This window comes from Streptomyces sp. GMY02 (assembly GCF_019056675.1).
Taxonomy (GTDB): Bacteria; Actinomycetota; Actinomycetes; order Streptomycetales; family Streptomycetaceae; genus Streptomyces; species Streptomyces odonnellii.
In genome coordinates, this window is the sequence record NZ_CP077658.1 from 1,966,356 (window position 1) to 1,990,094 (window position 23,739).

At 70.5% G+C, this 23,739-nt stretch carries 18 protein-coding genes and 2 pseudogenes; 5 read left to right on the plus strand and 15 right to left on the minus strand.

All coding sequences use genetic code 11. The features are described from left to right. The first annotated feature begins 319 nt into the window (after positions 1 to 319). Positions 320 to 1,999, plus strand: a complete 1,680-nt coding sequence (locus KQY30_RS08165; protein ID WP_217306264.1) for a sensor histidine kinase — start codon at positions 320 to 322, stop codon at positions 1,997 to 1,999. After that, positions 1,996 to 2,673, plus strand: coding sequence for a response regulator (locus KQY30_RS08170; protein WP_217306265.1), 678 nt, complete (start codon positions 1,996 to 1,998; stop codon positions 2,671 to 2,673). The genes KQY30_RS08165 and KQY30_RS08170 overlap by 4 nt, the downstream gene beginning before the upstream one ends. 104 nt (positions 2,674 to 2,777) lie before the next feature. Here the strand turns inward: KQY30_RS08170 and KQY30_RS08175 are convergent, their stop codons facing one another. The 6 genes from KQY30_RS08175 to KQY30_RS08200 form a co-directional block, all read right to left on the minus strand. Beyond that, the gene (locus KQY30_RS08175) at positions 2,778 to 4,382 is read right to left on the minus strand and encodes a cation acetate symporter (protein WP_217306266.1); all 1,605 of its coding nucleotides are present in this window, start codon (positions 4,380 to 4,382) and stop codon (positions 2,778 to 2,780) included. Next, a complete protein-coding gene (locus tag KQY30_RS08180) occupies positions 4,379 to 4,876 on the minus strand; it encodes a DUF485 domain-containing protein (protein ID WP_217306267.1) in 498 nt (165 codons plus the stop codon). Before KQY30_RS08180 ends, KQY30_RS08175 begins: the two co-directional genes overlap by 4 nt. A gap of 96 nt (positions 4,877 to 4,972) precedes the next feature. After that, a complete protein-coding gene (locus KQY30_RS08185) occupies positions 4,973 to 5,641 on the minus strand; it encodes a response regulator transcription factor (RefSeq protein WP_217306268.1) in 669 nt (222 codons plus the stop codon). A 159-nt stretch (positions 5,642 to 5,800) separates the two neighbouring features. Next, positions 5,801 to 7,027 carry a sensor histidine kinase gene (locus KQY30_RS08190; RefSeq protein WP_217306269.1) on the minus strand — a complete coding sequence of 409 codons (1,227 nt, stop codon included), beginning with the start codon at positions 7,025 to 7,027 and terminating at the stop codon, positions 5,801 to 5,803. Beyond that, positions 7,024 to 7,548 (minus strand): CcdC protein domain-containing protein, encoded by a 525-nt coding sequence (locus KQY30_RS08195; protein ID WP_217306270.1) that lies wholly within the window; start codon positions 7,546 to 7,548, stop codon positions 7,024 to 7,026. The genes KQY30_RS08190 and KQY30_RS08195 overlap by 4 nt, the downstream gene beginning before the upstream one ends. Before the next feature lie 153 nt (positions 7,549 to 7,701). Continuing rightward, a complete protein-coding gene (locus tag KQY30_RS08200; RefSeq protein WP_046495430.1) occupies positions 7,702 to 9,822 on the minus strand; it encodes a type IIA DNA topoisomerase subunit B in 2,121 nt (706 codons plus the stop codon). Between the two features lie 457 nt (positions 9,823 to 10,279). On the opposite strand from KQY30_RS08200, the gene KQY30_RS08205 reads away from it, so the two are divergent. Next, positions 10,280 to 10,510, plus strand: a complete 231-nt coding sequence (locus KQY30_RS08205; RefSeq protein WP_046495432.1) for a hypothetical protein — start codon at positions 10,280 to 10,282, stop codon at positions 10,508 to 10,510. A gap of 131 nt (positions 10,511 to 10,641) precedes the next feature. Here the strand turns inward: KQY30_RS08205 and KQY30_RS08210 are convergent, their stop codons facing one another. From KQY30_RS08210 to KQY30_RS08240, 7 genes are all read right to left on the minus strand, one after another. Then, positions 10,642 to 11,490 carry a serine protease gene (locus KQY30_RS08210; protein ID WP_217306271.1) on the minus strand — a complete coding sequence of 283 codons (849 nt, stop codon included), beginning with the start codon at positions 11,488 to 11,490 and terminating at the stop codon, positions 10,642 to 10,644. Positions 11,491 to 11,713: 223 nt separating this feature from the next. Further along, positions 11,714 to 13,264, minus strand: coding sequence for an RNA polymerase sigma factor (locus KQY30_RS08215; protein WP_217306272.1), 1,551 nt, complete (start codon positions 13,262 to 13,264; stop codon positions 11,714 to 11,716). Between the two features lie 340 nt (positions 13,265 to 13,604). Further along, on the minus strand, positions 13,605 to 14,546 hold the full coding sequence (locus KQY30_RS08220; RefSeq protein ID WP_269801346.1) for a FadR/GntR family transcriptional regulator: 942 nt from the start codon (positions 14,544 to 14,546) through the stop codon (positions 13,605 to 13,607). A gap of 109 nt (positions 14,547 to 14,655) precedes the next feature. Then, positions 14,656 to 16,590, minus strand: coding sequence for an ABC transporter ATP-binding protein (locus KQY30_RS08225; RefSeq protein ID WP_217306273.1), 1,935 nt, complete (start codon positions 16,588 to 16,590; stop codon positions 14,656 to 14,658). A 214-nt stretch (positions 16,591 to 16,804) separates the two neighbouring features. Further along, positions 16,805 to 17,569: an NUDIX domain-containing protein gene (locus tag KQY30_RS08230; RefSeq protein ID WP_217306274.1), complete on the minus strand. Its 765-nt coding sequence runs from the start codon at positions 17,567 to 17,569 to the stop codon at positions 16,805 to 16,807. A gap of 118 nt (positions 17,570 to 17,687) precedes the next feature. Continuing rightward, positions 17,688 to 19,715, minus strand: a complete 2,028-nt coding sequence (locus KQY30_RS08235; protein WP_217306275.1) for a glycogen debranching N-terminal domain-containing protein — start codon at positions 19,713 to 19,715, stop codon at positions 17,688 to 17,690. A gap of 115 nt (positions 19,716 to 19,830) precedes the next feature. Further along, positions 19,831 to 21,120: a DUF4192 domain-containing protein gene (locus KQY30_RS08240; RefSeq protein ID WP_217306276.1), complete on the minus strand. Its 1,290-nt coding sequence runs from the start codon at positions 21,118 to 21,120 to the stop codon at positions 19,831 to 19,833. A gap of 110 nt (positions 21,121 to 21,230) precedes the next feature. Here KQY30_RS08240 and KQY30_RS08245 point away from each other — a divergent pair. Next, a pseudogene (locus KQY30_RS08245) lies at positions 21,231 to 21,639 on the plus strand (DEAD/DEAH box helicase); the annotation flags it as partial. A gap of 16 nt (positions 21,640 to 21,655) precedes the next feature. Here the strand turns inward: KQY30_RS08245 and KQY30_RS08250 are convergent. Both KQY30_RS08250 and KQY30_RS37375 read right to left on the minus strand, forming a co-directional pair. Beyond that, a complete protein-coding gene (locus KQY30_RS08250) occupies positions 21,656 to 21,814 on the minus strand; it encodes a hypothetical protein (RefSeq protein WP_217306277.1) in 159 nt (52 codons plus the stop codon). Between the two features lie 201 nt (positions 21,815 to 22,015). Beyond that, positions 22,016 to 22,426 (minus strand): annotated as a pseudogene (locus KQY30_RS37375) (IS3 family transposase); the annotation flags it as partial. Between the two features lie 708 nt (positions 22,427 to 23,134). Here KQY30_RS37375 and KQY30_RS08260 point away from each other — a divergent pair. Continuing rightward, entirely contained in the window at positions 23,135 to 23,683 is a 549-nt protein-coding gene (locus KQY30_RS08260; protein ID WP_217306279.1) for an SMI1/KNR4 family protein, read from the plus strand. Positions 23,684 to 23,739 lie beyond the last annotated feature (56 nt).

Below are 23,739 nucleotides of genomic sequence, written 5' to 3' on the forward strand. Positions count from 1 at the left end.
GGATCCCCGATCTTCGGCCTCGGCGCGGGGGCGGCGAGGGCGCGGCTCTGACTGCCTGCCGAATGGCAAGCATTTGTGCACTGATGAGCAGGGTCTTTTGCGTTTTGCGGTCAGAGAGTTGCAGAGAACTGCCAGTCCGTCCACTGCTCAGACAGAACCAAATCCACTGGTTCGCCTTCTGCGTTGCCCCCAACGGCCCCAAACCAGGCAGTTTTTGGCCGCTCATCAGGCAAACGTAAGCGAGCCGCAAACCTTGCAAGTATTTTGCGGAAGCACGGAAATTTCAGAAAGCACGCCCGGCCCTCTACCGTTCGTACACATGAGTGCCGGACCGGGCACCGAGGGGAGACGGCGGCGATTCGGCTGGCCGCGCCGGGTCTTCTCGCAGGTGCTGCTGATGCAGCTCGCCATCGCCGCGGGCGTCACCGTGCTGGCCACCGGCCTCTTTCTGGCGCCCTTCAGCCATGAACTGGACGACCAGGCGATGCGCCGCGCGCTGGCGATCGCCGAGACCGCCGCCTCCGCGGAGATCGCCGCCGATCTGGTCTCCTCGCGGCCGACGCCGGGCGGGCCCGTACAGGCCGAGGCCGAGCGCATCCGGCGGGCCACCGGCGCCGAGTATGTGGTGGTCATGGACAGGCGCGGGGTCCGCTGGTCGCACACCGACACGAGCCAGATCGGCCGGGTCGTCTCCACCGACCCCAGCGCGCCCCTCGCGGGCGCGCATGTCATGGAGATCGACAGCGGTACGCTCGGCCGCTCCGCCCGGGGCAAGGTGCCGCTGCGCGACCGTACGGGCGAGATCGTCGGAGCCGTCTCGGTCGGTATCGCGTACGACAGTGTCCGCGACCGGCTGCTCGCCGCGATCCCGGGGCTGCTCGCCTATGCGGGAGGGGCGCTGGCGGCGGGGGCGCTCGCCGCGTATCTGATCTCCAGGCGGCTTCAGCGGCAGACCCACGATCTGGCCTTCTCCGACATCTCGGCACTGCTCACCGAGCGCGAGGCCATGCTGCACAGCCTGCGCGAGGGCGTGGTGGCGCTGAACGGGAGCGGCCGGATACGGCTGATCAACGACGAGGCGCAGCGGCTGCTCGGCCTCGGCCCCGACGCGATAGGCCGCCCGCTGGACGAGGTGCTGGGTGGCGGACGCACGACCGAGGTGCTGTCCGGGCGGGTGCTGGGCGAGGATCTGCTCGCCGTCCGGGGCAGCCGTGTCCTGGTCGCCAACCGGATGCCCACCGATGACGGCGGCGCGGTCGTCACCCTGCGCGACCGCACCGAGCTGGAGCGGCTGGGCCGTGAACTGGACGCGACCCGCGGGCTGATCGACGCCCTGCGCGCCCAGGACCACGAGCACGCCAACCGGATGCACACCGTGCTCGGGCTGCTGGAGCTGGACCTGCACGAGGAGGCGGTGGAGTTCGTCACCGAGGTCGTCGGGGTGCACCGGGTCACCGCCGAGCAGATCACCGAGCGGATCCATGACCCGCTGACCGCGGCGCTGCTGGTCGGCAAGGCCACGGTCGCCGCCGAGCGCGGGGTCTCGCTGCGGCTCTCGCCCGTGACCCTGCTGCCCGACCGGCTGGTGGATCCGCAGGGTCTGGTCACGGTCGTCGGCAATCTGGTCGACAACGCGCTGGACGCGACGGCCGGCTCGGAGGACCCGAGGATCGAGGTGGAACTGCGCGCGGAAGGCCGTACGGTCGTCCTTGTGATCTCCGACAGCGGTCCCGGTGTCCCCGCAGCCCATCGCGAACTGGTCTTCTCCGAGGGCTGGTCGACCAAGGAGCCCCCGGCCCACGGCAAGCGCGGTCTGGGTCTGGCCCTGGTACGCAGACTCGCCGAGCGGCAGGGCGGCAGCGCCCGGGTCGGGGAATCGGTGGACGGCGGCGCCGAGTTCACCGTCGTACTTCCCGAGGCCCTGACCGCCGAGACGGAGGCGGAGGCCGCGGAGGGCGGCGCCGGAGACCTGATGAACGCGGCCGGGGAGCCACGGTGATCGACGTACTGGTCGTGGACGACGACATCCGGATCGCGGAGATCAACACCGCCTATGTGGCCAAGGTGGCGGGCTTCCGGGTGGTGGCCCAGGCGCACTCGGCCGCCGAGGCGCTCGGCCGGATCTCCGAGCGGTCCGTCGATCTGATCCTCCTGGACCACCATCTGCCGGACGAGAACGGACTCGCGGTGGTACGGGAGTTGCGGCGGCTGGGCCATCAGACCGATGTGATCATGGTGACGGCGGCCCGCGATGTCGCCACCGTCCAGGCCGCGATGCGCCATGGAGCGCTCCAGTATCTGATCAAACCGTTCACCTTCACCGGGCTGCGGGCCAAGCTGGAGGCGTACGCGACGCTGCGCAGGACCCTGGACCGCGGCGGCGAGACGGAACAGGCGGAGGTGGACCGGATGTTCGGCGCACTCTCCGCCGGCGCCGCCGCCCCCGCCCTGCCCAAGGGCCACTCCCCCACCACCGCGGAGCTGGTGCGCCAGGTGCTGATGGGGGCGAACGGGCCGCTGTCGGCACAGGAGATCGCGGAGCGCGCGGGAATGAGCCGGCAGACCGCGCAGCGCTATCTCAAACTTCTGGAGCGGACCGGACGGGTGGAACTCACGCTCCGGTACGGCGAGACGGGGCGCCCCGAGCACCGGTTCACCTGGTCAAGGGGCTGAGGCGGCGGCCGGGGCGCGGTCACACGGGGCCCGCGGCGGCCGGTCACACCGCACTTACGGCGGCCGGGGCACGGTCACACCGCGCCCGCCATGGCCGGGTTCGGTCACACCGCGCCCGCGCCCGTCAGCGAACGCACCTCCGTCCTCGCGTGCTTGGCCGCGTCCGGCGGCTCCGGCGAGGTGACCGTACCGATCCAGCCCGCGAGGAAGCCCAGCGGAATGGAGACCACGCCCGGGTTCTGGAGCGGGAACACCTGGAAGTCCAGGCCGGGGAAGACCGCCTCGGGGCTCCCCGAGACCACGGGCGAGAGCACCACCAGCACCACGGCCGGCACCAGTCCCCCGTAGACGGCCCAGACCGCGCCCCGCGTGGTGAAGTTCCGCCAGAACAGGGAGTACAGCAGGACGGGCAGATGGGCGGAGGCGGCCACCGCGAAAGCGAGTCCGACCAGGAACGCCACATTCAGCCCCTGGGCCAGCAGGCTCAGCGCGATGGCCACGGCTCCGATCCCGGCCGCCGCCAGCCGGGCCACCGCGACCTCGCTCCGCCGCCCGCGCCTTCGGCGGGTACGCCGACGCCGGAGCGAGGCGTACAGGTCGTGGGCCACGGAGGCCGAGGAGGCGAGCGTGATGCCCGCGACGACCGCCAGGATCGTGGCGAACGCGATAGCGGCGACGACCGCGAAGAGAACCGTTCCGCCGGTCGTTCCCGTTCCTCCCCCGAGATCGAGCGCCAGCAGCGGAACCGCCGTGTTCCCGGCCGCGTTCGAGGCCCGTACGGCATCGGAGCCGACCAGCGCCGCCGCCCCGAACCCGAGCACGATCGTCATCAGATAGAAGCCGCCGATGAGTCCGATCGCCCAGACCACCGAGCGCCGGGCGGCCCGCGCGGTCGGCACGGTGTAGAAGCGCGACAGGATGTGCGGCAGTCCCGCCGTACCCAGGACGAGCGCCAGCCCCAGGCTGATGAAGTCGAAACGCGCGGTCCAGTCCCCGCCGTACTTGAGACCGGGCGCCAGGAACTCCCCGCCGTGGCCGCTGTGCGCCACGGCCGTGTTCAGCAGGGCATTGACATCACCGTGGAAGCGGACCAGGACCAGCGTGGTCAGCGCGACCGCCCCGGCCATCAGCAGAACGGCCTTGACGATCTGGATCCAGGTGGTGGCCCGCATCCCGCCGAGCGTCACATAGACGACCATCAGCGCGCCGACGCCGATCACGGTCCAGGTGCGCGCCGACGCGCTCGTACCGCCGAGCAGAAGAGCGACCAGACTGCCCGCCCCGACCATCTGCGCGACCAGATAGAGCACCGACACGGTGACCGAGGAAATGCCCGCCGCGATCCTGACCGGCCGCTCGCGCATCCGGGCGGCGACCACATCGGCGAGGGTGAACCGGCCGCAGTTACGGACGAGTTCGGCGACCAGGAAGAGGACGACCAACCAGGCGACGAGGAAGCCGACCGAGTAGAGCACGCCGTCGTAACCGAAGAGGGCGATCAGGCCGGAGATGCCCAGGAAGGAGGCGGCGGACATATAGTCCCCGGCGATGGCGAAACCGTTCTCCATGGGGGAGAACAGCCGCCCGCCGGCGTAGAACTCCTCCGCCGAGCCCTGCCGGTGGCGGCTCACCCAGGTGGTGATCCCGAGGGTGACCGCGACGAACGCGGTGAACAGCAGCAGCGCCAGGGTCTGATGATCGCCGGTCACCGGGCACGCCCCGAAGTCTCCCGTGCCTGCTCCTGGTCGAAAACGGCCCAGCGCAGTTCGAGCGCCGCCCGGTCCCTGCGCAGCCGGGCATGGCGTGCGTACGCCCACGCCAGCAGAAAGGTGGAGAGGAACTGGCCGAGGCCCGCCACCATCGCGACATTCACCGCTCCGACCACCGGTCTCGCCATCAGCTCCGGCGCGGTAGTCGCGGCCACCACGTACGCGAAGTACCAGAGGAAGAAGGCGAGCGACGCGGGAATCACAAAGCGCCGGTAGCGTCCGCGCACCTCCTGGAAGGCGGCGCTGCGCTGCACCCGCAGATAGATGTCGGAATCCGCGTCGCTGTCGGCGGTCCTGTCGGCGGCGCTTCCTGGCGCGGCCGGTGCCGACGGCGGGCCGGAGCCGTCCGGCTCGCCCCAGTCCGAGGCCAGCGCTTCGTACCAAGGGTCGTCGAGCCGCACCTCCGCGGTCTTCCGCCCGTCCTGCTTCTCCACCGGTCAACTCTCCTTGTCGGCGAACCGTTTCGGCCGCGTAGCAAGGATGGTCGGCACGGTGGCGCCCGGGAGCCCGGTCGCCCCTGCTTCACCCCATCAGGTGATGGTTGTCCCGGGTGGCGCGATGAGTCCCCGTTGATAGGCGTATCGCACGGCCTGTGCGCGATCGCGCACCCCGGCCTTGGCGAAGAGGTTGTTGATATGGGTCTTCACCGTGGCCGCGCCGATGTGCAGCCGCTGTGCGATCTCCCTGTTGGAGAGCCCCTCCGCGACCAGGGAGAGCACCTCGGCCTCCCGGGCGGTGAGGCCGTCGGGCAGTTCCACGGGCGCCTGCGGCTCGGGCGGGGCGGTGACCCGCTCCAGAAGTCTGCGCTGTACGGCGGGTGCCAGCCCGGCTTGACCTGCCAGTACGTCCTCGACGGCCCGTACGATCTCCTCGCCCTGCGCGTCCTTGGTAAGATAACCGCGCGCGCCGGCCCGGAGCGCGGCGAAGAGCGAATCGTCGTCCGCGTAGGTCGTGAGGACCACCACCTGGGTGCCCGGGTGTTCGGTACGGATACGGCGGGTCGCCTCCACCCCGTCGCAGCGCGGCATCCGAAGGTCCATCAGGACGACATCGGGGGCGAGTTCGGCAACGAGGGCCACGGCCTCCTCACCGTCCTTCGCGGCACCGACGACCTCGATACCGGGCAGCAGCCCGAGCAGCATCACGATGCCCTCACGCACCACGGCCTGGTCGTCGGCCACGATCACCCTGGCCGTCACGCCGGCACTCGCAGACGCACGGTGAAACCTTTCCCTCGGAGGTCTTGGAGACCTGGGGGGTCTGTGAGACCTGGGGGGTCTGTGAGACCCGCACGCTCCTGAGAGCGCTCGGAACGCCCGGAGCCCTCCGGCCCTTCCGGACCCTCCACGCGCTCCGGCTCAGCCGGACCGTCCACGTGCTCGGTCCCTCCCGTATCGCCCACGTGCTCCGGCTCTCCCGGACCCCCCCGCGTGCTCGGGCCCGGCGCCCCGGAGGCCTTGCGGTCCGGCCTCCAGACTCCCGCCGAGCAGTTCGGCGCGCTCCCTCATCCCCAGCAGACCGTACCCGGAGCCGGAGGCCTCCAGCCCGGCCGGGCCCGTCCCCTTCCCGCCGGAGTCCCGTACATCCAGCGTCACCTCGTCCGGCCCGTACGTGAGCACCATCCGCACACGCGCCCCCGGCGCATGTTTCCGTACGTTGGTGAGCGCCTCCTGCGCCACCCTCCGTACCGTCTGCGAGGCCTCCGCCGGCAGCGGCCTGGGCGTCCCCTCGACCACCGCCTCGGCACCGTCCACCGCGGCCAGCTCCCGCAGATACTCGCCGAGCGGCGGCATCTCCCCGCGCAGCGCGGAGAGCGCCTGGCGGGTCTCGGCGAGCCCTTCGCGCGCCATGGAGCGCGCGGCCACCACCCGCTCCAGGATCTGGTCGCGGAACGGTCCCGGGGGCTCCTTCTCGATCCGCAGCCGGGCGGCCTCCAGGTGCACGAGCTGTGCGGACAGGCTGTGCGCGAGGACGTCATGGATGTCGCGGGCGATCCTGGCCCGCTCGGCGAGGGCGGCCGACTCCGCCTCGGCGGCACGAGCGGCCCGTTCCTGGGCCAGCAGCCGCTGGGCGCTGCCGCGCGCCTCCGCGTCGAGCCGCAGCACATACCCGCCGAGGAGCAGCCCCGCGGTGGTGATCGCCGCGCCCGGCCAGGACTCGTGGTTGACCGCGGTGTACCCGCCGAGGGCGGCGAAGGTGACGGGCAGGGCGGCGGCGAGCGGCAGCCGTTCCATGGCGGAGACGCCGCAGCCGCACCAGATCACGACCGCGGGAGCCTCGAACCCCGCCTGGTTCGAGGCGATGGCCCCGCCCATCAGCAGGACCAGCAGGCCGACCGACGGCCAGAGCTGATGCCGCAGGGTGGTGCGGAAGAACGCCCAGGCACAGCCCACCACCGCGAGCACGGCCGCCACGACCGCCAGCGCCGTCCAGCCGTCCACATCGCGCCGGCTGAGGATCGCCCACAGCAGGCTCACCAGGACGACGATCCGAATCGTACGGGCCAGCCAGCGCCGGGCCTCAGTACGGCCCTGCCGGGAGAGGGCCTCCCGGGAGGGCCAGTTCGTCCAGACGTCGGCTGTCACACACGGTCCTTCCAGGGCTCGGTTGCCGCCCCGGCGGCGGCCGAGCCGTCGCCGTACGGCGGGCGGGCGGTACGCGCCCGCATCACCAGCATGCCCCTGCGGACCAGCACGGAGGCGGCGAGCGCGAGGAGCAGCGCTCCGGTCCCCTGGTGGACATCGGCCAGCGCGCCGATACCCATCAGGCCGAGCCGCAGCGCGATCCCGCCGATCCACACCGCGATGGTGGCCTTGGTGCCCCGGCTCCACAGTGTGCCGTCCTGGCCGGTCCACAGCCTGCTGGTCCTGGCCCAGCCGACGCCCATCGCCAGGCCGACCAGCAGTTCGGCGCCGAGCAGCAGCACCGACAGCGACCGGTGGTGCTGGTCGAGGAGACCGGGCTCACGCAGCGCGACGACCACCAGGACGACCGGCAGGACCAGCCAGCGCCGCCCGTCGGCGGTGACCCGCTGCGGCCTGAGCTGGCGTACGGCGATCAGGGCGACAGCGGCGATGATCACCAGGACATCGACAAGTGCGGACATGGAGTGCCTCCGGGGACGGGGAAGGCCGACACGGAAGGTCGGCGCCGTCGACAGTACGGAGAAAGCCCAGGTCGGAGCATCGGCGTACGGGTTGATCACGGGTGGAGCCGTGGTCTCCACCCTGGGGTGGAGACCACGGCTCCGGACAGCACGTCAGGCGTCGATGCGCGAGCGGTCCAGCGTCGCCGCCGAGCTGGTGATGAACTCCTTGCGGGGCGCCACCTCGTTGCCCATCAGCAGATCGAAGATCTGCTCGGACGACTCCAGGTCCCCGATGTTGATCCGCCGCAGCGTGCGGTGGCGCGGGTCCATCGTGGTCTCCGCGAGCTGGTCGGCGTCCATCTCGCCCAGACCCTTGTAGCGCTGGATGGAGTCCTTGAACCGGATGTTCTTGCGCTGGTACTCCAGCAGCGTCTGGCGCAGCTCATTGTCCGAGTACGTGTACACGTACTTGTCCTGGCCGCGCTTGGGCTGCACCAGCTCGATCCGGTGCAGCGGCGGTACGGCGGCGAAGACCCGGCCCGCCTCCACCATGGGCCGCATATAGCGCTGGAAGAGCGTGAGCAGCAGACAGCGGATATGGGCGCCGTCGACATCGGCGTCGACCAGCAGCACGATCTTGCCGTAGCGAGCCGCGTCGATATCGAACGTACGACCGGAACCCGCCCCTATGACCTGGATGATCGCCCCGCACTCGGCGTTCTTCAGCATGTCCGAGACCGATGACTTCTGGACATTGAGGATCTTGCCCCGGATCGGCAGCAGCGCCTGGAACTCGCTGTTCCTGGCGAGCTTGGCCGTACCGAGCGCGGAGTCCCCCTCCACGATGAACAGCTCGCTGCGGTCCACGTCGTCACTGCGGCAGTCGGCGAGCTTGGCCGGCAGCGAGGAGGTCTCCAGCGCGGTCTTCCTGCGCTGCGCCTCCTTGTGCTGACGGGCCGCGATCCTCGTACGGGCCGCGGCGACGGCCTTCTCCAGCACGGCCCTGGCCTGCGCCTTGGCATCGCGCTTCGTCGAGGTCAGGAACTCCTTCAGCTCCTTGGCGACGACATTGGAGACGATCCGGTTGGCCGCCGAGGTGCCGAGGACCTCCTTGGTCTGGCCCTCGAACTGCGGCTCGGCGAGCCGCACCGTGACCACGGCGGTCAGGCCCTCCAGGGCGTCGTCCTTGACGATGTCGTCCTCGGCGACGCGCAGCATCTTGGCCGAACGCAGCGCCTCGTTGACCGTCCGGGTCAGGGAGCGCTCGAAACCGCTCACATGGGTGCCGCCCTTGGGCGTCGCGATGATGTTGACGAACGACCTGACCGTGGTCTCGTACCCGGTGCCCCAGCGCAGCGCGATGTCGACCCCCAGCTCGCGGGTGACCTCGGTGGGCGTCATGTGCCCGCGGTCGTCCAGGACCGGCACGGTCTCCTTGAAAGTGCCCTGCCCGGTCAGCCGCAGTACGTCGCAGACGGCCTTGTCCTGCGCCAGATATTCGCAGAATTCGCTGATCCCGCCGTCGAAGCGGAACGTCTCCTCGGACGGGCCGCCGCCCTCGGCGCCCGCGCGCTCGTCCCTGACGACGATGGTCAGTCCGGGCACCAGGAAGGCGGTCTGGCGGGCGCGCTGGTGGAGCGTCTCCAGGGAGAGCTTGGCGTCCTTGAGGAAGATCTGCCGGTCCGCCCAGTACCGCACACGCGTGCCCGTACGGGTCCGGGGCACCCGCTTGCCCTTGATCAGCCCGTTCGCCGGATCGAAGGGGCTGTCGGGGCCCGGCTCAGTGAAGATGCCGGGGACCCCGCGCCGGAAGCTGATCGAGTGCGTCGCGCTGTTGCGGTCCACCTCGACATCGAGCCGGGCGGAGAGCGCGTTCACCACGGAGGCGCCCACGCCGTGCAGACCGCCGGAGGCCGCGTACGAGCCGCCGCCGAACTTTCCGCCGGCGTGCAGCTTGGTCATCACGACCTCGATGCCGGACAGGCCGGTCTTGGGCTCGACGTCGACCGGGATGCCCCGGCCGTTGTCCTTGACCTCGACCGAGCCGTCCTCATGGAGGATCACCTCGATGTGGTCGCAGTACCCGCCCAGGGCCTCGTCGACGGAGTTGTCGATGATCTCCCAGAGGCAGTGCATCAGGCCACGGCTGTCGGTCGAGCCGATATACATTCCGGGGCGCTTGCGGACCGCTTCGAGCCCCTCAAGGACGAGCAGGTGCCGCGCGGTGTAGTTGGAGCCGTCACGGTCTGCGGTCAGCAGCGCAGTGGACGGCACGGACGTCTCGGCGGTCACGCGGTTCGCTCCTCGCTGAATTTGAGATGTGGCCCCGTGGGGTAAAGGCCCGGCGTCTGTCACCGGTCAGAGGGTACAGAGGCCTGGTAGAGCCGTTGTCACGCTACCCTCGCGATTTCTCATGCTAGTCCAAGGTCGTATAGGTGTTCGATCCCTCGCCAGGGTGAAGCACACATCACGTTCCCTTCCAGGCATGAACCATTTAGGCTCCGGGCACGTCCTCATCAACAACCGGCAAGCCAGCCGGTGAGGGCGCTCCCCACTGACAAGCACTGTCAAGCGAAGCGAAACCCGTAGAGCGAAGCCCAGCCAGCAATACGGCTCATTCGCCGCCAACCACCAGCAGCCGGCCAGCGCGGAAAGAAGTTTTCGAGGAAAAGCCGAGAGCGGGAACGTTTTCGGCCTGGTTGGATGTTGACCCTGGTACGACAGCTCGTCGAGCTAGAGAAGAGGCGACGTGACTACTGTTCTGACCCCCGCGAGCCCGCTGACCGCGGCCGACCGCTGCGACCGCTGCGGCGCGCAGGCCTATCTGCGCGTCGTCCTGATCAGCGGTGGTGAACTGCTCTTCTGCGCCCACCACGGACGTAAGTTCGAGCCGGAACTCAAGAAGATCGCCGCGGAAATACAGGATGAGACCGACCGGCTGACGGCTGTTCCGGCCGGCGGCGGTGAAGAGGAGCGCTGACACCTCGCATCCACGACGAGCCAGGGGCCGGCGTACACCGGCCGACGGGCGGCCACCCCGGTACTGCGGGGTGGCCGCCCGTTCTCTTGAGCGCGGTACGGGCGCCCTGTCCCAGCGTGATACGGGCGTTCTCAGCGTGGTACGGGCGTTCCCACCGCGGCCGCGACCGACTTGTTCCCCGTGGTGATCCTGGTGTAGACGCCGGGACTGTCCTGGCGCCCGCAGCCGCTGCCCCACGAGACCAGCCCGATAAGCCGTCCCTGGGCCACCAGCGGCCCCCCGCTGTCGCCCTGGCACGCGTCATGCCCGCCCCGGGGATCGCCCGCACAGAGCATCGTGACGGGGTCGTAGCGGCCCCCTGAGCCGCCCGGGTACGCCTTCTCGCAGTTCGCGTCCGACAGCACCGTCACCGGCGCCGAGCGCAGCGTACTCGCGTAGTCCCCGTTCCCCGAGGTGTCGCCCCAGCCGTAGACGGCCGCGGCCGTACCGGGCGTGGCGGCGGAATCCCCCGGCTCCGCGGGCCGGATCGCGTACCGCCCCGGCAGCGAGCGCTCCAGGGTCAGCACGGCCAGATCCGCCGCGTTGGTCGCCTGGTCGTACCCCGGATCCACCTGTACGGACCGCACGGACACGACATGGCCGCCCCTGCCGCGCAACCGGTCCCGCCCCGCGATGACGCTCAGGTCGCGCACCCGTCCCGGAGGCCCTCCGAGCACATCCGGGCTCATACAGTGCGCGGCCGTCAGCACTTTCGTCGGAGCCACCACCACGCCTCCACAGAACTGGCCCGCCCGTGTACCGCCGAAACGGTCACGGCTGGACACGGCCACGGCCCAGGGGCTGTCGGCGGCCCGTACCGGCTCGCCCCCGATGACCACACTCTCGGCGGCCGCGGGCAGGGGTGAGACGAGCAGCGGCAGCGCCCCCGCCGCGATCACGGTCACTCCTCCCGTCAGCACGCGGGCAAGGGAACGGCGCATACGGGCTCCTGACTCTCCGGTGAAGGTGTATCTACCCAGAGTCAGCCCCCGACGCGCCTCCCGCACCCCGCGCGCAGAGTGAAGGCCCGGATCCCTGGAGGCATCCGGGCCTTCGAACGCGCTTCAGTGCGCCCCTGAAAGTGACCTGATCGAGACCGGACGGATCACGTGCCGACCGAGCGCGCCAAGCGGATCAGGCTCCAGCGGGGTACTGGGCGGGGTACTAGTCGAGATAGTCGCGCAGAACCTGCGAACGCGACGGGTGGCGCAGCTTCGACATGGTCTTCGACTCGATCTGCCGGATCCGCTCCCGCGTCACGCCGTAGACCTTGCCGATCTCGTCCAGCGTCTTGGGCTGGCCGTCCGTGAGGCCGAAGCGCATGGAGACCACGCCCGCCTCACGCTCGGAGAGGGTGTCGAGAACCGAGTGCAACTGCTCCTGGAGAAGCGTGAAGCTCACCGCGTCGGCCGGGACGACCGCCTCGGAGTCCTCGATCAGGTCTCCGAACTCGCTGTCGCCGTCCTCGCCCAGCGGGGTGTGCAGCGAGATCGGCTCACGGCCGTACTTCTGGACCTCGATGACCTTCTCGGGGGTCATGTCGAGTTCCTTGGCCAGCTCCTCCGGGGTGGGCTCGCGGCCCAGGTCCTGGAGCATCTGGCGCTGCACACGCGCGAGCTTGTTGATGACCTCGACCATGTGCACCGGGATACGGATGGTGCGCGCCTGGTCGGCCATGGCGCGGGTGATCGCCTGCCGGATCCACCAGGTGGCGTACGTGGAGAACTTGTAGCCCTTGGTGTAGTCGAACTTCTCGACCGCGCGGATCAGACCGAGATTGCCCTCCTGGATCAGGTCCAGGAAGAGCATGCCGCGGCCGGTGTACCGCTTGGCCAGCGAGACCACGAGCCGGAGGTTGGCCTCCAGCAGATGGTTCTTGGCGCGGCGCCCGTCCTCGGCGATGATCTCCAGCTCACGCTTGAGCTTGGGCGCGAGCTTGTCGGAGTTGGCCAGCTTGTCCTCGGCGAAGAGCCCGGCCTCGATGCGCTTGGCGAGTTCGACCTCCTGCTCGGCGTTGAGGAGCGGGACCTTGCCGATCTGCTTCAGATAGTCCTTGACCGGGTCGGCGGTGGCACCGGCGACGGCGACCTGCTGGGCCGGCGCGTCGTCCTCGTCGTCGTCGGAGAGGACGAAGCCCTTGTTCTCGCCCTCGGTCTCCTCCTCCTCGACCTTGCCGCCCTGGATCTCATCGGTCGGCTCTTCGCCGTCCGGGGCCTCGTCGGCGTCCTTCTTGCCCGTGGCCTTCTTGGCGGTCGTCTTCTTCACGGCGGTCTTCTTGACCGCCGCCTTCTTGGCCACGGTCTTCTTCGCGGCGGTCTTCTTCGCGGGTACGGCGGCCTCGTCGGCAGCCGCGTCCACGCTCTCCACCACGGGAGCGGCGGTGGCTGCCGCGACGGTCTTCGCCGTGGCCGTCTTGGTCGCGACAGTCTTGGTGGCGGTGCGCTTGACCGGGCTCTTCGCTGCGACGCTCTTACGGGTGCGCTTGGGCGACTCCGCGGCACTGACCATCAGCGTCACACCCTCTTCCTCGAGGATCTGGTTGAGGCTGCGCAGAACATTCTTCCACTGGGTTGGCGGAATCTGGTCGGCCTCGAAGGCCCGACGCACGTCATCGCCGGCGATCTGCCCATCAGCCTTTCCCCGCTCGATGAGCGCCATCACAGACTCGGACTCGGCGATCTCCGGCGGGAGCGTACGGGATGTGCTGGCCGACACGAACAACCTCTCGGAACGATGGAAACGGCTTCCGGCCCCGCCCAGGATCGGGCCGGAGCCGACGACCGTCGGCTGGGGATGTGCCGACGGCGCGGGCTAGGACCTCAGAGGGTGAATACAGCGCCACGCACGGCGGTCGTATTCCCTCCTCGGCTGTCACCTCTTAGGTCATCGCCCTGCCTCAAGGAGTGTTACGCCCATTCCACGTGGCCCGAGTCACACCCCATTTGCGACAAAGCACACAGAAGCGGGATCTAGGACCTCACAATCGCGTCGCCGGACCCCCGGGTCCGGCGACACACGATGCGTACATCCCCGTACGTCCTGGTCCTGGCGGCGGTCAGTGCTCGCGCGGCGCGGGCACAACGCGCTCCACATCCGGCTGGACCGTGAGCAGTTGGCGCATGGCCGATTCCGCGGCGTGCGCGTCGCCGGAGGCGAGGGCGTCGGTGATCCGGGCGTGGTGGGCGAGTGAGGCCTCGGTGGGGCGGTCGCATCCGGTGACCGGACCGCCGGAGACCTGGAGGGCGGCGGAGACGATGCCGGAGAGGTGCTCCAGCATGCGGTTGCCGGCGAGCTGGATCAGCAGGGAGTGATATTCGGCGTCCGCGCGGGCGAAGGTGATCGAGTCGCCCTGGGCGAGGGAGTGGCCCATGATCTCGACCATCTCGGCGAGCCGCTGCTGCACCTCCGTCCGGCCGTGGCCGGCGGCCAGCCGCGCGGCGAGGGGCTCGATCGTCCAGCGCAGCTCGCTCAGCTCACGGCGCTGGTCGTCGCGCTGCGGCCCGAAGGCGCGCCACTCGATGATGTCGGGGTCCAGCAGATTCCAGTCGCTCACCGGGCGGACGCGCGTACCCACATTGGGACGGGCGCTCACGAGGCCCTTGGCCTCGAGAACGCGCAGCGACTCCCGCACCACCGTGCGGGAGACCTCGAAGCGCTGGCCGATCTCCTCCGGTACGAGCGGCCGGTCGGCGCCCAGGTCTCCGGAGACGATCATCTGGCCGAGCTGCTGGACGAGTTGGCCGTGCAGTCCGCGGCCGCGGCTGCTCGCCGTACGTCGTCCCACCCGGCCCAGATCGGTGTCGGCGCCCTCCCAGACGGGAGCTGCCGCGCGGTCGGCGCCTGGCGCCTCCGCGAAGGGGTAGCGGTCGAGTTCACCCGGGTCGGCGAGGCCCGGCTCGACGGAACGGGCGGCGGTCATCATGGTGTGCGCAAGGGTACTCACGCATCCTTTGTCGGCGTTGCTTCCACGAGCCTTGAGGTCTTTGGTGAAAAGCACACGAAAGGGTGATCGGCGCTCGCCCCTCGATTGACGCCTTATCGGAAAGAAGCGGGCTTTCTCAGGGGAGTTGTGAGCAGGAAGGCACGCTCCGGTCGCTCCGCGATCATCAACGGGCCCTGCGGCGAAGGCCGGTGAGCAGATACGCGCAGAGAAGGACCGACACCGACAGGGCCAGCGCGGCGGCGAGCGGCCGGGCGAGGAGTCCTGCCACGGCCGTCAGCCAGTGGTCGGCACGGGTGGGCCACTGGAGCCACGCCAGTTCACGGAGCCTGGCCGGGAGTCCGGCCGTCGAACGCGCGGACGGGCCCGCGAACGCCGTCTGCAACAGGGGTACGGCCAGGGTCGGTACGGCAACGACGACGGCCACTCCGGCGACGGTGACCCGGAAGACCCCGGCGCCGAGGAGGCCTGCCCAGGCGCAGCCGACGGCCAGTCCGGCCCAGCGGGCACCCAGCGCGGGCCAGTTGTCCGGTACGGGCGCGGCGGCATGGCCGTGGACGAGGCGCAGCGCGGCGCCGTCGACCGCCACCACCAGGAAGGCGAGGAGCAGGGCCGAGGCCGCGGTCACCGCGAGCTTGGCGAGGAGCAGGGCGAGACGGCGGGGAACGGTGCCCCGGGCGCCGGCGAGCGCGGGATAGCGGAATTCGTCGCCGAAGGTGAGCGCGCCGAGCAGTCCCGCGCCGAGCGCGGCGGGCGGCAGCGGCAGGATCGCGGGCCAGGCCACCAGCAGGCCGCGCGGCGGAGTCCCGCCGGCGCGGGCGAGGAACAGGGCGAGGAGAACGGATACGAGGACGACCGCGGCCACGATCAGCGGTGTCGTACGGATCCCGAACATGCGGTGGAGTTCGTAGCGCACCGGTCTGAGCGGACTGCGGACCGGACGCGGCGACAGCGGCGGCACCGGGCGCGGCAGGGGCCCCGGGCCGTCGGACGGCGGTCCGGGCGTGGACGTGGAGGCGTTCGCGGAGTTGGTGACGGGCTTGGTCCGGGGAGCGGCCCGGAGTTCGGCGGGCGGGGCGATCACCGCCCGGGTCGGTGCCGTGTCCGCCTCGGAGGCCGGAGCGGGAACGGTGCCGCTGCCCTGGCCCGACGCGGGCAGCGAGACGGGCCGGGGAAGCGGAATGGGCGCGAAGGCGGCTGCGAGGGCGGGGTGGTGAGCGGGCTCCGGTCCTGTGTCCCCGAACTCGTCGGCGAGCTGATGGACGAGGACACCGTGGCGGAAGGCGGTCTCGCCGATCTCGGGGCAGCTACTGCCGTAGACGGTGAGCCGGCTGCCCGCCTCGGCGACCACTTCGACCGAGCGCCGCTCCGCGCGGGCCTCGCGGCTCAGCGCGTCGGCGAGGCGCGCGGCGTGCGGTGTCCTGACCGCTACGCGCGGGCGCAGTCTGGTACGCGCGAACTCGGCCCCGTCCTGGTCCGCGACCAGGCGGCCGTCGTCGATGGTGACGACATGATCGGCGGTACGGGCAGCTTCCTTGGGGTCGCTGGTCGTGTAGAGAACGGTGCCGCCCCGGGCCGCATGAGCGCGGAGCAGTCCGAACAGCCAGGTGCTCTCGCGCAGCGAGAGACCCGCGGACGGCGCGTCGAGCAGCAGCGCGTGCGGGTCGCCCAACAGCGCGGTGGCGAGCCCGAGTCTGCGGTCCATGCCGAGCGAGAGCGTGCCGAGCCGTTCGCCGCGCAGTCCGTCGAGGCCGACGGCACCGAGGAGTTCGTCCGCGCGCGACGCGGGGACGCCGGCCGCGGCGCCGAGCATTCTGAGCTGGCCTCTGACGGTCCGTCCGGGGTGGCCGGGCACATCGCCGAGGAGCACCCCGACCTCGCGCGCCGGGTGGGCGACGCGATGGAGCGGCAGGCCGCGGAAGTAGGTGATCCCACGGCCGGGTTGGAGTTCGAGCATCAGCCTGAGGACCGTGGTCTTGCCCGCGCCGGAGGCACCGAGCAGCGCGGTGACGGTGCCGGACCGGACCTCGAAGGTCAGATCGTCCACGGCGGAGGTGAGGTCTCGACGGGGGGTGCTGGTCAGTCCGATGGCCTGGAGCATCGCTTCTCTCGCGGGGGAGGTGAGACCGCTCGGCGGCAGGGGCTAGTACCGCAGCAAGATAACTCGACATGTCCGACTTGTGACGCATGATGCGCACCCGGGTGTCCCGGTGTCCGCAATTCGCGTCCGGCCACGCGGCTTCCACCGGAGCCTGAACTGACGATCCGTCAGGTCATCCTGACGCCCGCTCCGCCGGTGCCGCCCGTACCGGAGGTCAGACCTCGGGGCGCAGCATCGGCGGATTGAGTACGGTCGCCCCGCCGGCCCGGAAGAGCTGGGCCGGTCTGCCGCCCTGCCGGGTGGTGGTCCCCCCGGACGGGACCAGGAAGCCCGGGGTGCCCGTCACTTTGCGGTGGAAGTTACGGGGATCCAGCGCCACGCCCCACACCGCCTCGTACACCCTGCGCAGCTCGCCGACGGTGAACTCGGGCGGGCAGAACGCGGTGGCGAGCGAGGAGTACTCGATCTTGGAGCGGGCCCGCTCCACCCCGTCCGCGAGGATCCGGGCGTGGTCGAAGGCGAGCTGGGCGGGCTGTTCGTCCTCGCGGGCGAAACCACCCTCCTGGTTGAGCAGCGCCTCGACGGGTGCCCAGCGCGCGCTGTTGGCATCGCCGCCGGCCCGGGGCGCGGGAAGGTCGGGCGAGAGCGCGAGATGCGCCACGCTGACGACCCGCATACGGGGGTCCCTCCCGGGCTCCCCATAGGTCGCGAGCTGTTCGAGATGGGCCCCGTTCCCGGGCTCCGGGGAGAGCGGGTCGTGTGCGCAGAGCCCGGTCTCCTCGGAGAGCTCCCGTGCCGCCGCCTCGGCGAGATCCTCGTCGCCCCGGACAAAGCCGCCGGGCAGCGCCCACCGCCCCTGGAAGGGCGGCTCCCCGCGCCGTACGACCAGCGCGCAGAGCGCGTGGCGCCGGACGGTGAGCACGACCAGGTCGACGGTGACAGCGAAAGCCGGGAAGGCCGACGGGTCGTAGGGCGACATGCGATGATCATAGTCGTCTGCTTGACGATAAACACTCCTTGTGTCATTAACCCACGGCCACTTCTTTGCCGTTCCTCCGATCTTCAAGTCCGCGGACCAGCGGGCCCGCCGAGCCGTCTCACACCCCGAGCTGGAGTCCGTCGGCCGCTTCCTCGACCATGCCGAGCCCGAGCCGGCTTACCCGTACGGAGAAGGGCTCCCCCGCCACCCGCAGCCCGCTGAGCTGGACCGCTCCCAGCGGGGCGGTGCGCATCGGGTGCAGCGCGACCGTGCCACCGGGGGCGTCGGGACGGATACCCACGAGCGCGGTGAGCACATGGATCCCCGCCGCCGCGGCCACCGCGGCAGGCCGGCATGCGGCGGGATGCGGTACGGGCGCACCCACGGCGGTCCGCTGCTCCCCCGCGTACATCTCCGGCAGCCGGTGGCCAAAAGCCTCCGCCGCGTCCAGCAGCCCGCGCAGCAGCGAGACGGCTTCCTTCTCGTGCCCGGCCGCCGCCAGACCCCCGATCGCGACGGCCGTCTCGTGCACCCGCACCGCCCCGGCCCGGTGGCCGAACGGATTGTGACCCGGCTCCTTGGCCGCGAGTCCGCGCAGCCCCCAGCCGGTGTCGAGCGCGGGACTGCCGAGCAGCCGGGCCACCTGCTCGGTCCTGGCACCGTCCAGGAGACCCGGGGCCGCTCTCCCCTCGCCGAGCAGCCCCGTGTCCAGGAGATGCGCGGCATTGCCGCTCGGATACGGAAGGAGCCGTCCGTCGGAGAGCCGCGCCGCGGCCGGCCGGCCCCCCGCGCGGTCGTCGATCCAGAACGTCTCGCCGAACCGCCGCCGCAGCGCCCCCGCCCACTCCCGCCAGCCGTCCGCCCCCGGCCGTCCGCAGGCCTCCAGCAGATCCGCCCCGAGCAGGGCCGCCCGGTGCGCGTGGGCCTGGGTCTCGACGCGCTGCGGCCCGGTGGGGCCCGGCTCCCCCAGCAGATCGCCGTCGTCCGAGGCGACACGCAGCCACTGGAGACAACGCTCCGCGGCCGGGAGCAGCTCGGCCAGCTCCTTTTCGGGAAGCCCCCAGAGGCGTGCCTCCGCGAGGACGACGGGAAAGGCGAGTGTCGCCTCCACGCCGGTGCAGCTCGGCGGCAGATGAGGACCGGCGTCGCGCAGCGGTCCGCGGAGCCGCCCGAAGTCTCGCCCCTTCTCCCTGAACTGTGTGCGGGCGAGGGTACGGAGCGTCGCCGCGGCCAGGCGGGTGCCGAGCGGGAGCGCCATCCGTACGGCCCAGAGCGCTTCCGCGGCGGGCGGGCCGCAGCGCCAGGGCACGCCTGCCGCAGGGTGGAGGTCCGCAGGGCCACCGGGACCTCGGAGCAGCAGCCCCCGCAGATCGCCGAGGCTCGCGGCGAACAGCGGCCGCACGCGGAGGTCGTCCCCCTCGGCCGCCGCCCGGGGCAGAGGATCGCTCCCCGTTCGGCCTGTGGGCCGCACCGGCCGATCGGAGCGGATCCGCAGTTCGATGGTGTGGGCGGCTCCGGGCCCCAGCTCCACTTCCCAGCGCAGCAGTCCCGCCGAGGCCAGCGAGTCCTGCGGGGCCGGGGACGCGGTGACGACGGCGTACCGTCCGTCCGGCGCTGACCAGCGCAGACCCGCCGCATGGACACCTGCGGGCAGTTCGGGGCCCGCCCGGCCGGCGCCGATCGCGGCCAGCTCCGCGAGGTCGGTGCCGAAGGAGATCTCCACCGGAATCCTGCGCGGCCGCCGGGCGGAGCTGTGCAGGGTGATCCGCTCGGTGCCGTCGGCGTCCCGCAGCCGTTCGACGCTGATCTCCGGATCGGGTCCGGCGTCCTCGGGGGTACGGACCACCGCCCGGAACCGCGCCCGGTCGGCGGCGACGAGCCTGCCCTGCAGCGGGACCGGGTCCCGTCCCGCGATCCGCAGCCAGCACCGGGAGAGCAGTCGTCGGCCCGACTGGTAGAAGCCCTCGATCCCCTCGCCGTTGAGCTGTCCGTGCTCGGCCGAGACCGCGAGGCAGGGCAGCGCGACACACAGCAGAGCGTGGTGCACGGCGGGCGGCCCTGCGGGCGGCGCCGCCCGCCTCCGGACTGCCCCGACGGGGCTGATACGCGGCGGCTCGCTGTTCGGGGAGGGGGCGGTGAGGGCCATGGGTGGTCAGTTCTGCCTTCTGTGCGCTCCGGAGGGCGGCCGTCGCCGCGGCGGTGCGGCTCGTACGGCTTCGCCACAGAGGTGAACGCCCGCCCGGCCGACCGGGTCACGGCCGTCATCCCCCGCTCCTTGTCCCGCGCGTGCCGTCGCGCCGGCCGACCCGGCCCCGCGCCGCCGTCCTTTCGGGGCGCCGTGCGGCCTGGAGTGTTTTGCGCCGCTCGGGCGGACGCGCGGAACGGGACGCGGGCCGTCCGGCAGCCCCGCGTGGACCCGGCAGGGCCCGTGCGACACGTTGCTCGCGCAGACAGCGGCGCAGCGCCTCGGGGTCGAGTCCTTCGTTGCAGGCCTGGTGGAGCAACTGGGCGAAGACATACTGCGGGTCGAGGCGCAGGGCGAGCCCGAGCGCGACCCGGGCGCCGGGTTCGTCACCGGTGGACCACGCGACCCAGCCAGCCAGGGTCAGCGGTGCGGTGGCGAATTCGTTGTAGGGGCCGACGCAGCGCCGGGCCAGGGCGCGCCAAAGCCTCAGGGCCGGCTCGGCCTGCGGACCTTCCATCCACTCGGCGGCCCGGTCCCGCGTCGTACGGTCCTGGAGTCCGAGGATGACGGCAGCCGCCTCCTGATGGCTGATGAGCCGGTCGTCCTCGGCGTCCATGGCCGCCTGTCCCGCACGTGGCGCCTCCGCGAGCCGCTTCATCAGCTCGCGCGCCGCCCGCAAGGTCTCCGCACCGACCTTTTCCTGGCTCCGTTCGACCAGGATCCTGGGCACGAGGACCGCGCTCGCCTCGTCGAGCGCACGCTCCTGTTCTTTGGCGGCCGGTGTCCCCCAGGAGGTCAGACGGGCCTCCATCTCCCTCAGCGATCCGCGGACCTGCACACCGGCGTAGGTGGCGGCCGCAGCCATCACCGACGTACCGGGCAGGGCCAGTCCGGTGCCCTCGGACGGACAGCAGCGCACATCGGGGCAGCAGTACGACCAGAAACGCCCGTCGGAAACGCAGAGCACCTCGTACACGGGCACATCGAGGCTCCCGCAGGCGGTGCGCAGCCGCTGCGCGAGGGGGCGGAGCCGCTCCATCACCTGCCGGCCCGTCTCCCCCTCTTCCGGGTCCTGGCAGAGAAAGGCGACAACACCGTCCGGACGGGCGCCCCTGCGTGCGCTTCCCTCGATCAGGCAGTCGGCGAGCTGCTCGGCCACCGGTGGCCACTCCTTCGGCGAACTCGGGATGCCCAGCCTGAGGCGTCCGCCGAAACTTCCGTGCTCGCCGTGGAGCGCGACCATGACGACGGAATCGGTGGGGTGGAAGCCGAACAAGTACGGGAGCGCGTCGGCGAGTTCGGCGGCACTGCGCAGGGTCATCTGCTGCCTGCCGGTGGATGAGGTCGATTCGTGGTCGTTGTTCATGGCACGACCGTCCCTCGCCCGGCCGGATCCCGCGACCCCTGTGGATAACTTTGTCCACAGGCCGGCGGCCGTGTTCGCGCTCTGTCCGAGCCATCGGGTTGCATGGGTGCATGACCAACGCAGACCGCACGGCTCTCCGGGCCTCCGCCGATTCCGTTCTCGCCCGCCTCGTCGGTGACGCCACCGGCGCCGCCACGCTGCGCGAGGACCAGTGGCGGGCCATCGAGGCGCTTGTCGCCGACAAGCGCAGGGCGCTGGTCGTCCAGCGGACGGGGTGGGGCAAGTCCGCGGTGTATTTCGTGGCGACCTCGCTGCTGCGGGAGCGCGGCGCGGGCCCGACCGTGATCGTCTCGCCGCTGCTCGCGCTGATGCGCAATCAGGTGGAGGCCGCCGCGCGTGCCGGGATCCGCGCGCGGACGATCAATTCGTCGAACGTGGAGGAGTGGGACACGGTCCAGGACGAAGTGGCGGCGGGCGAGGTCGACGTCCTGCTGGTCAGCTGAGCGACTGAACCACCCCGGGTTCGTTGGAGATCTCAGTCGGTGGCTGTGATCTGGGGTTTCGTGGTTGCTCGGTAGTAGTTGGTTTCGTATTCGGCGGACAGGATGTGCCCTATCTCACCGTGGAGTCGACGGTGGTTGTACGAGTCGCCCCACTCGGCCGCGGCGAGCTCGACTGTGAGAGCGACTTCCACGCCGCATCTGTTTGATGACCTCGATCCTGTACAGGCCGATTGTCGACTCCGTGAGGGCGTTGTCATACGCCTCACCGACCGAGCCGACCGGGGCGGCGATCTGGGTGCATCGAGGTGTTCGGCCAGGCGGAACGATGTGCATTGCGAGCCCGCGTCCGGGTGATAGACCAACTCGCCGACACCGGCGGCCGACCGTCGCGGTCACGCTGCCACAAGCCCATGCCCAGGGCGTCCAGGACGAGTTGGGGCTCCTTCGACATCGACGCGGACCAGCCGACGATGCGGCGGGAGAATGTGTCCACGACGAAGGCAGCGTAGACGACACCCGCCCAGGGCTGCCACGTGTGTGAAGTCGGCTACCCAGGTGCGATTGAGGGCCGGGCCGACGAAGTTGCGGTCGATGCGGTCTTGGGCCCGGGCTGCGGCCGAGTCGGGGGAAGCGGTGATGACCTTCCTGCCGCGTACCGCGCCGACGGTGCCGACTTCGCGCATCAGGCGTTCGACGGTGCAGCGGCCCACCCGGTGTCCCTGGCGGTTGAGCTCCCGCCAGATCTTCCCTGCCCCGTAGACACGGTAGTTGGACTGATAGACCATCTGGACCAGTTCCCTGAGTTCCTCGTCCCGCGTGGCCCTGGCTAAGGGAGTTGCGCGGCGTTACTTGTGGGCGTAGTAGGTAGAGGGGGATCTTGCAGCCGTGCTGGGTTACGCGGCAGATCGGCTAACACCGCCGAAGCGGTCCCGGTGCTCGTCGGTGAACGCTACGAGCGCAGGTGTGGCCGGTCGAGCTCGGCCGCGAAGAAACTCGCCGAAGCCTTCAGAATCTCGTTGGCCCGCTTGAGTTCGGCGATCTCCTTCTTCATCGCCTTGATCTGCTCGGACTCCTCCGTCGTCGTCCCCAGACGCTATTCGGAGTCGGACCTGGTCCTGCCGGACCCACTTGCGCAGCGTCTCGCGCGAGCCGGTGCCCAGCTTGACCATGACCCCGTGGATCTCGGCGGACTCGGTCGGGTATCACCGCGGACCTCGGCGACCATGCGCGCCGCGCGCTTGCACAGCTCAGACGGGTAGGAGGAGGGACGTGCCATGACTCTGATCCTTAACATGGAATCGAGTCTCCATTCGAACCGGGGCGGTTCAGATGCGGCGCTTCGGGGTGGTCTCCTGTCGTTGCCTTCTCAGGCTAACAAGATAAATCGATGCATTTCGCGCCACGTTGCCACAGAGGGTCGCAGCCGTCAGTTCTGGAGCGGGTGCGAAACGTTCGATCGAGACCAAGCCAGGCCCCTATATTTGAGAACCTGCCAACAACAAGAGGACGCAATGAGCACCATTGAGCCACTGGATCACTCCATTGAGCGCATTACGCAGTGGATTCGCTCCCAATCGCAAGTCGATATCCCACCACTCAACACCCCGGCCTCAGAAGCAGACATCACCTCCCTCGGCCAAGCCATCGGCCTGGAACCCCCTCCACCCCTTGCGACTCTCCTACGCTTTTCGAACGGTCTCGACTGGTACAGGCTTTTCCCCGCGGGTGAGGGGCTGATGAGCTGTGCGCGGATCGAACGCATCTACACCAGGAACCTGGAGATCGCCCGGCAGAATGAAGACCCCAATTGGTGGCGGACCGAATGGATCCCCTTCGCTGAACGCTACGAAGGACACGAAGGGTTCCTGATCGATGCAGGAAATCCAACGCACCCGATCCTAAAGTACACGGAAGCGGACTACCCGCGCCCTTACGCCCCCTCGATGGCGCGGCTGCTGCACGCCCTCGCCGCCGCCCTGCACGGCACCCAGAACGACCCCGAGTTGCCCTTCGCCGGACGTTCCGCATCCATGGTGGACGGCCTGATCGACTGGTCATGATGACAAGAACAGCCGTGGCGCCGACGGGTCCCGTCGGCGCCACACCCGTTCATTCA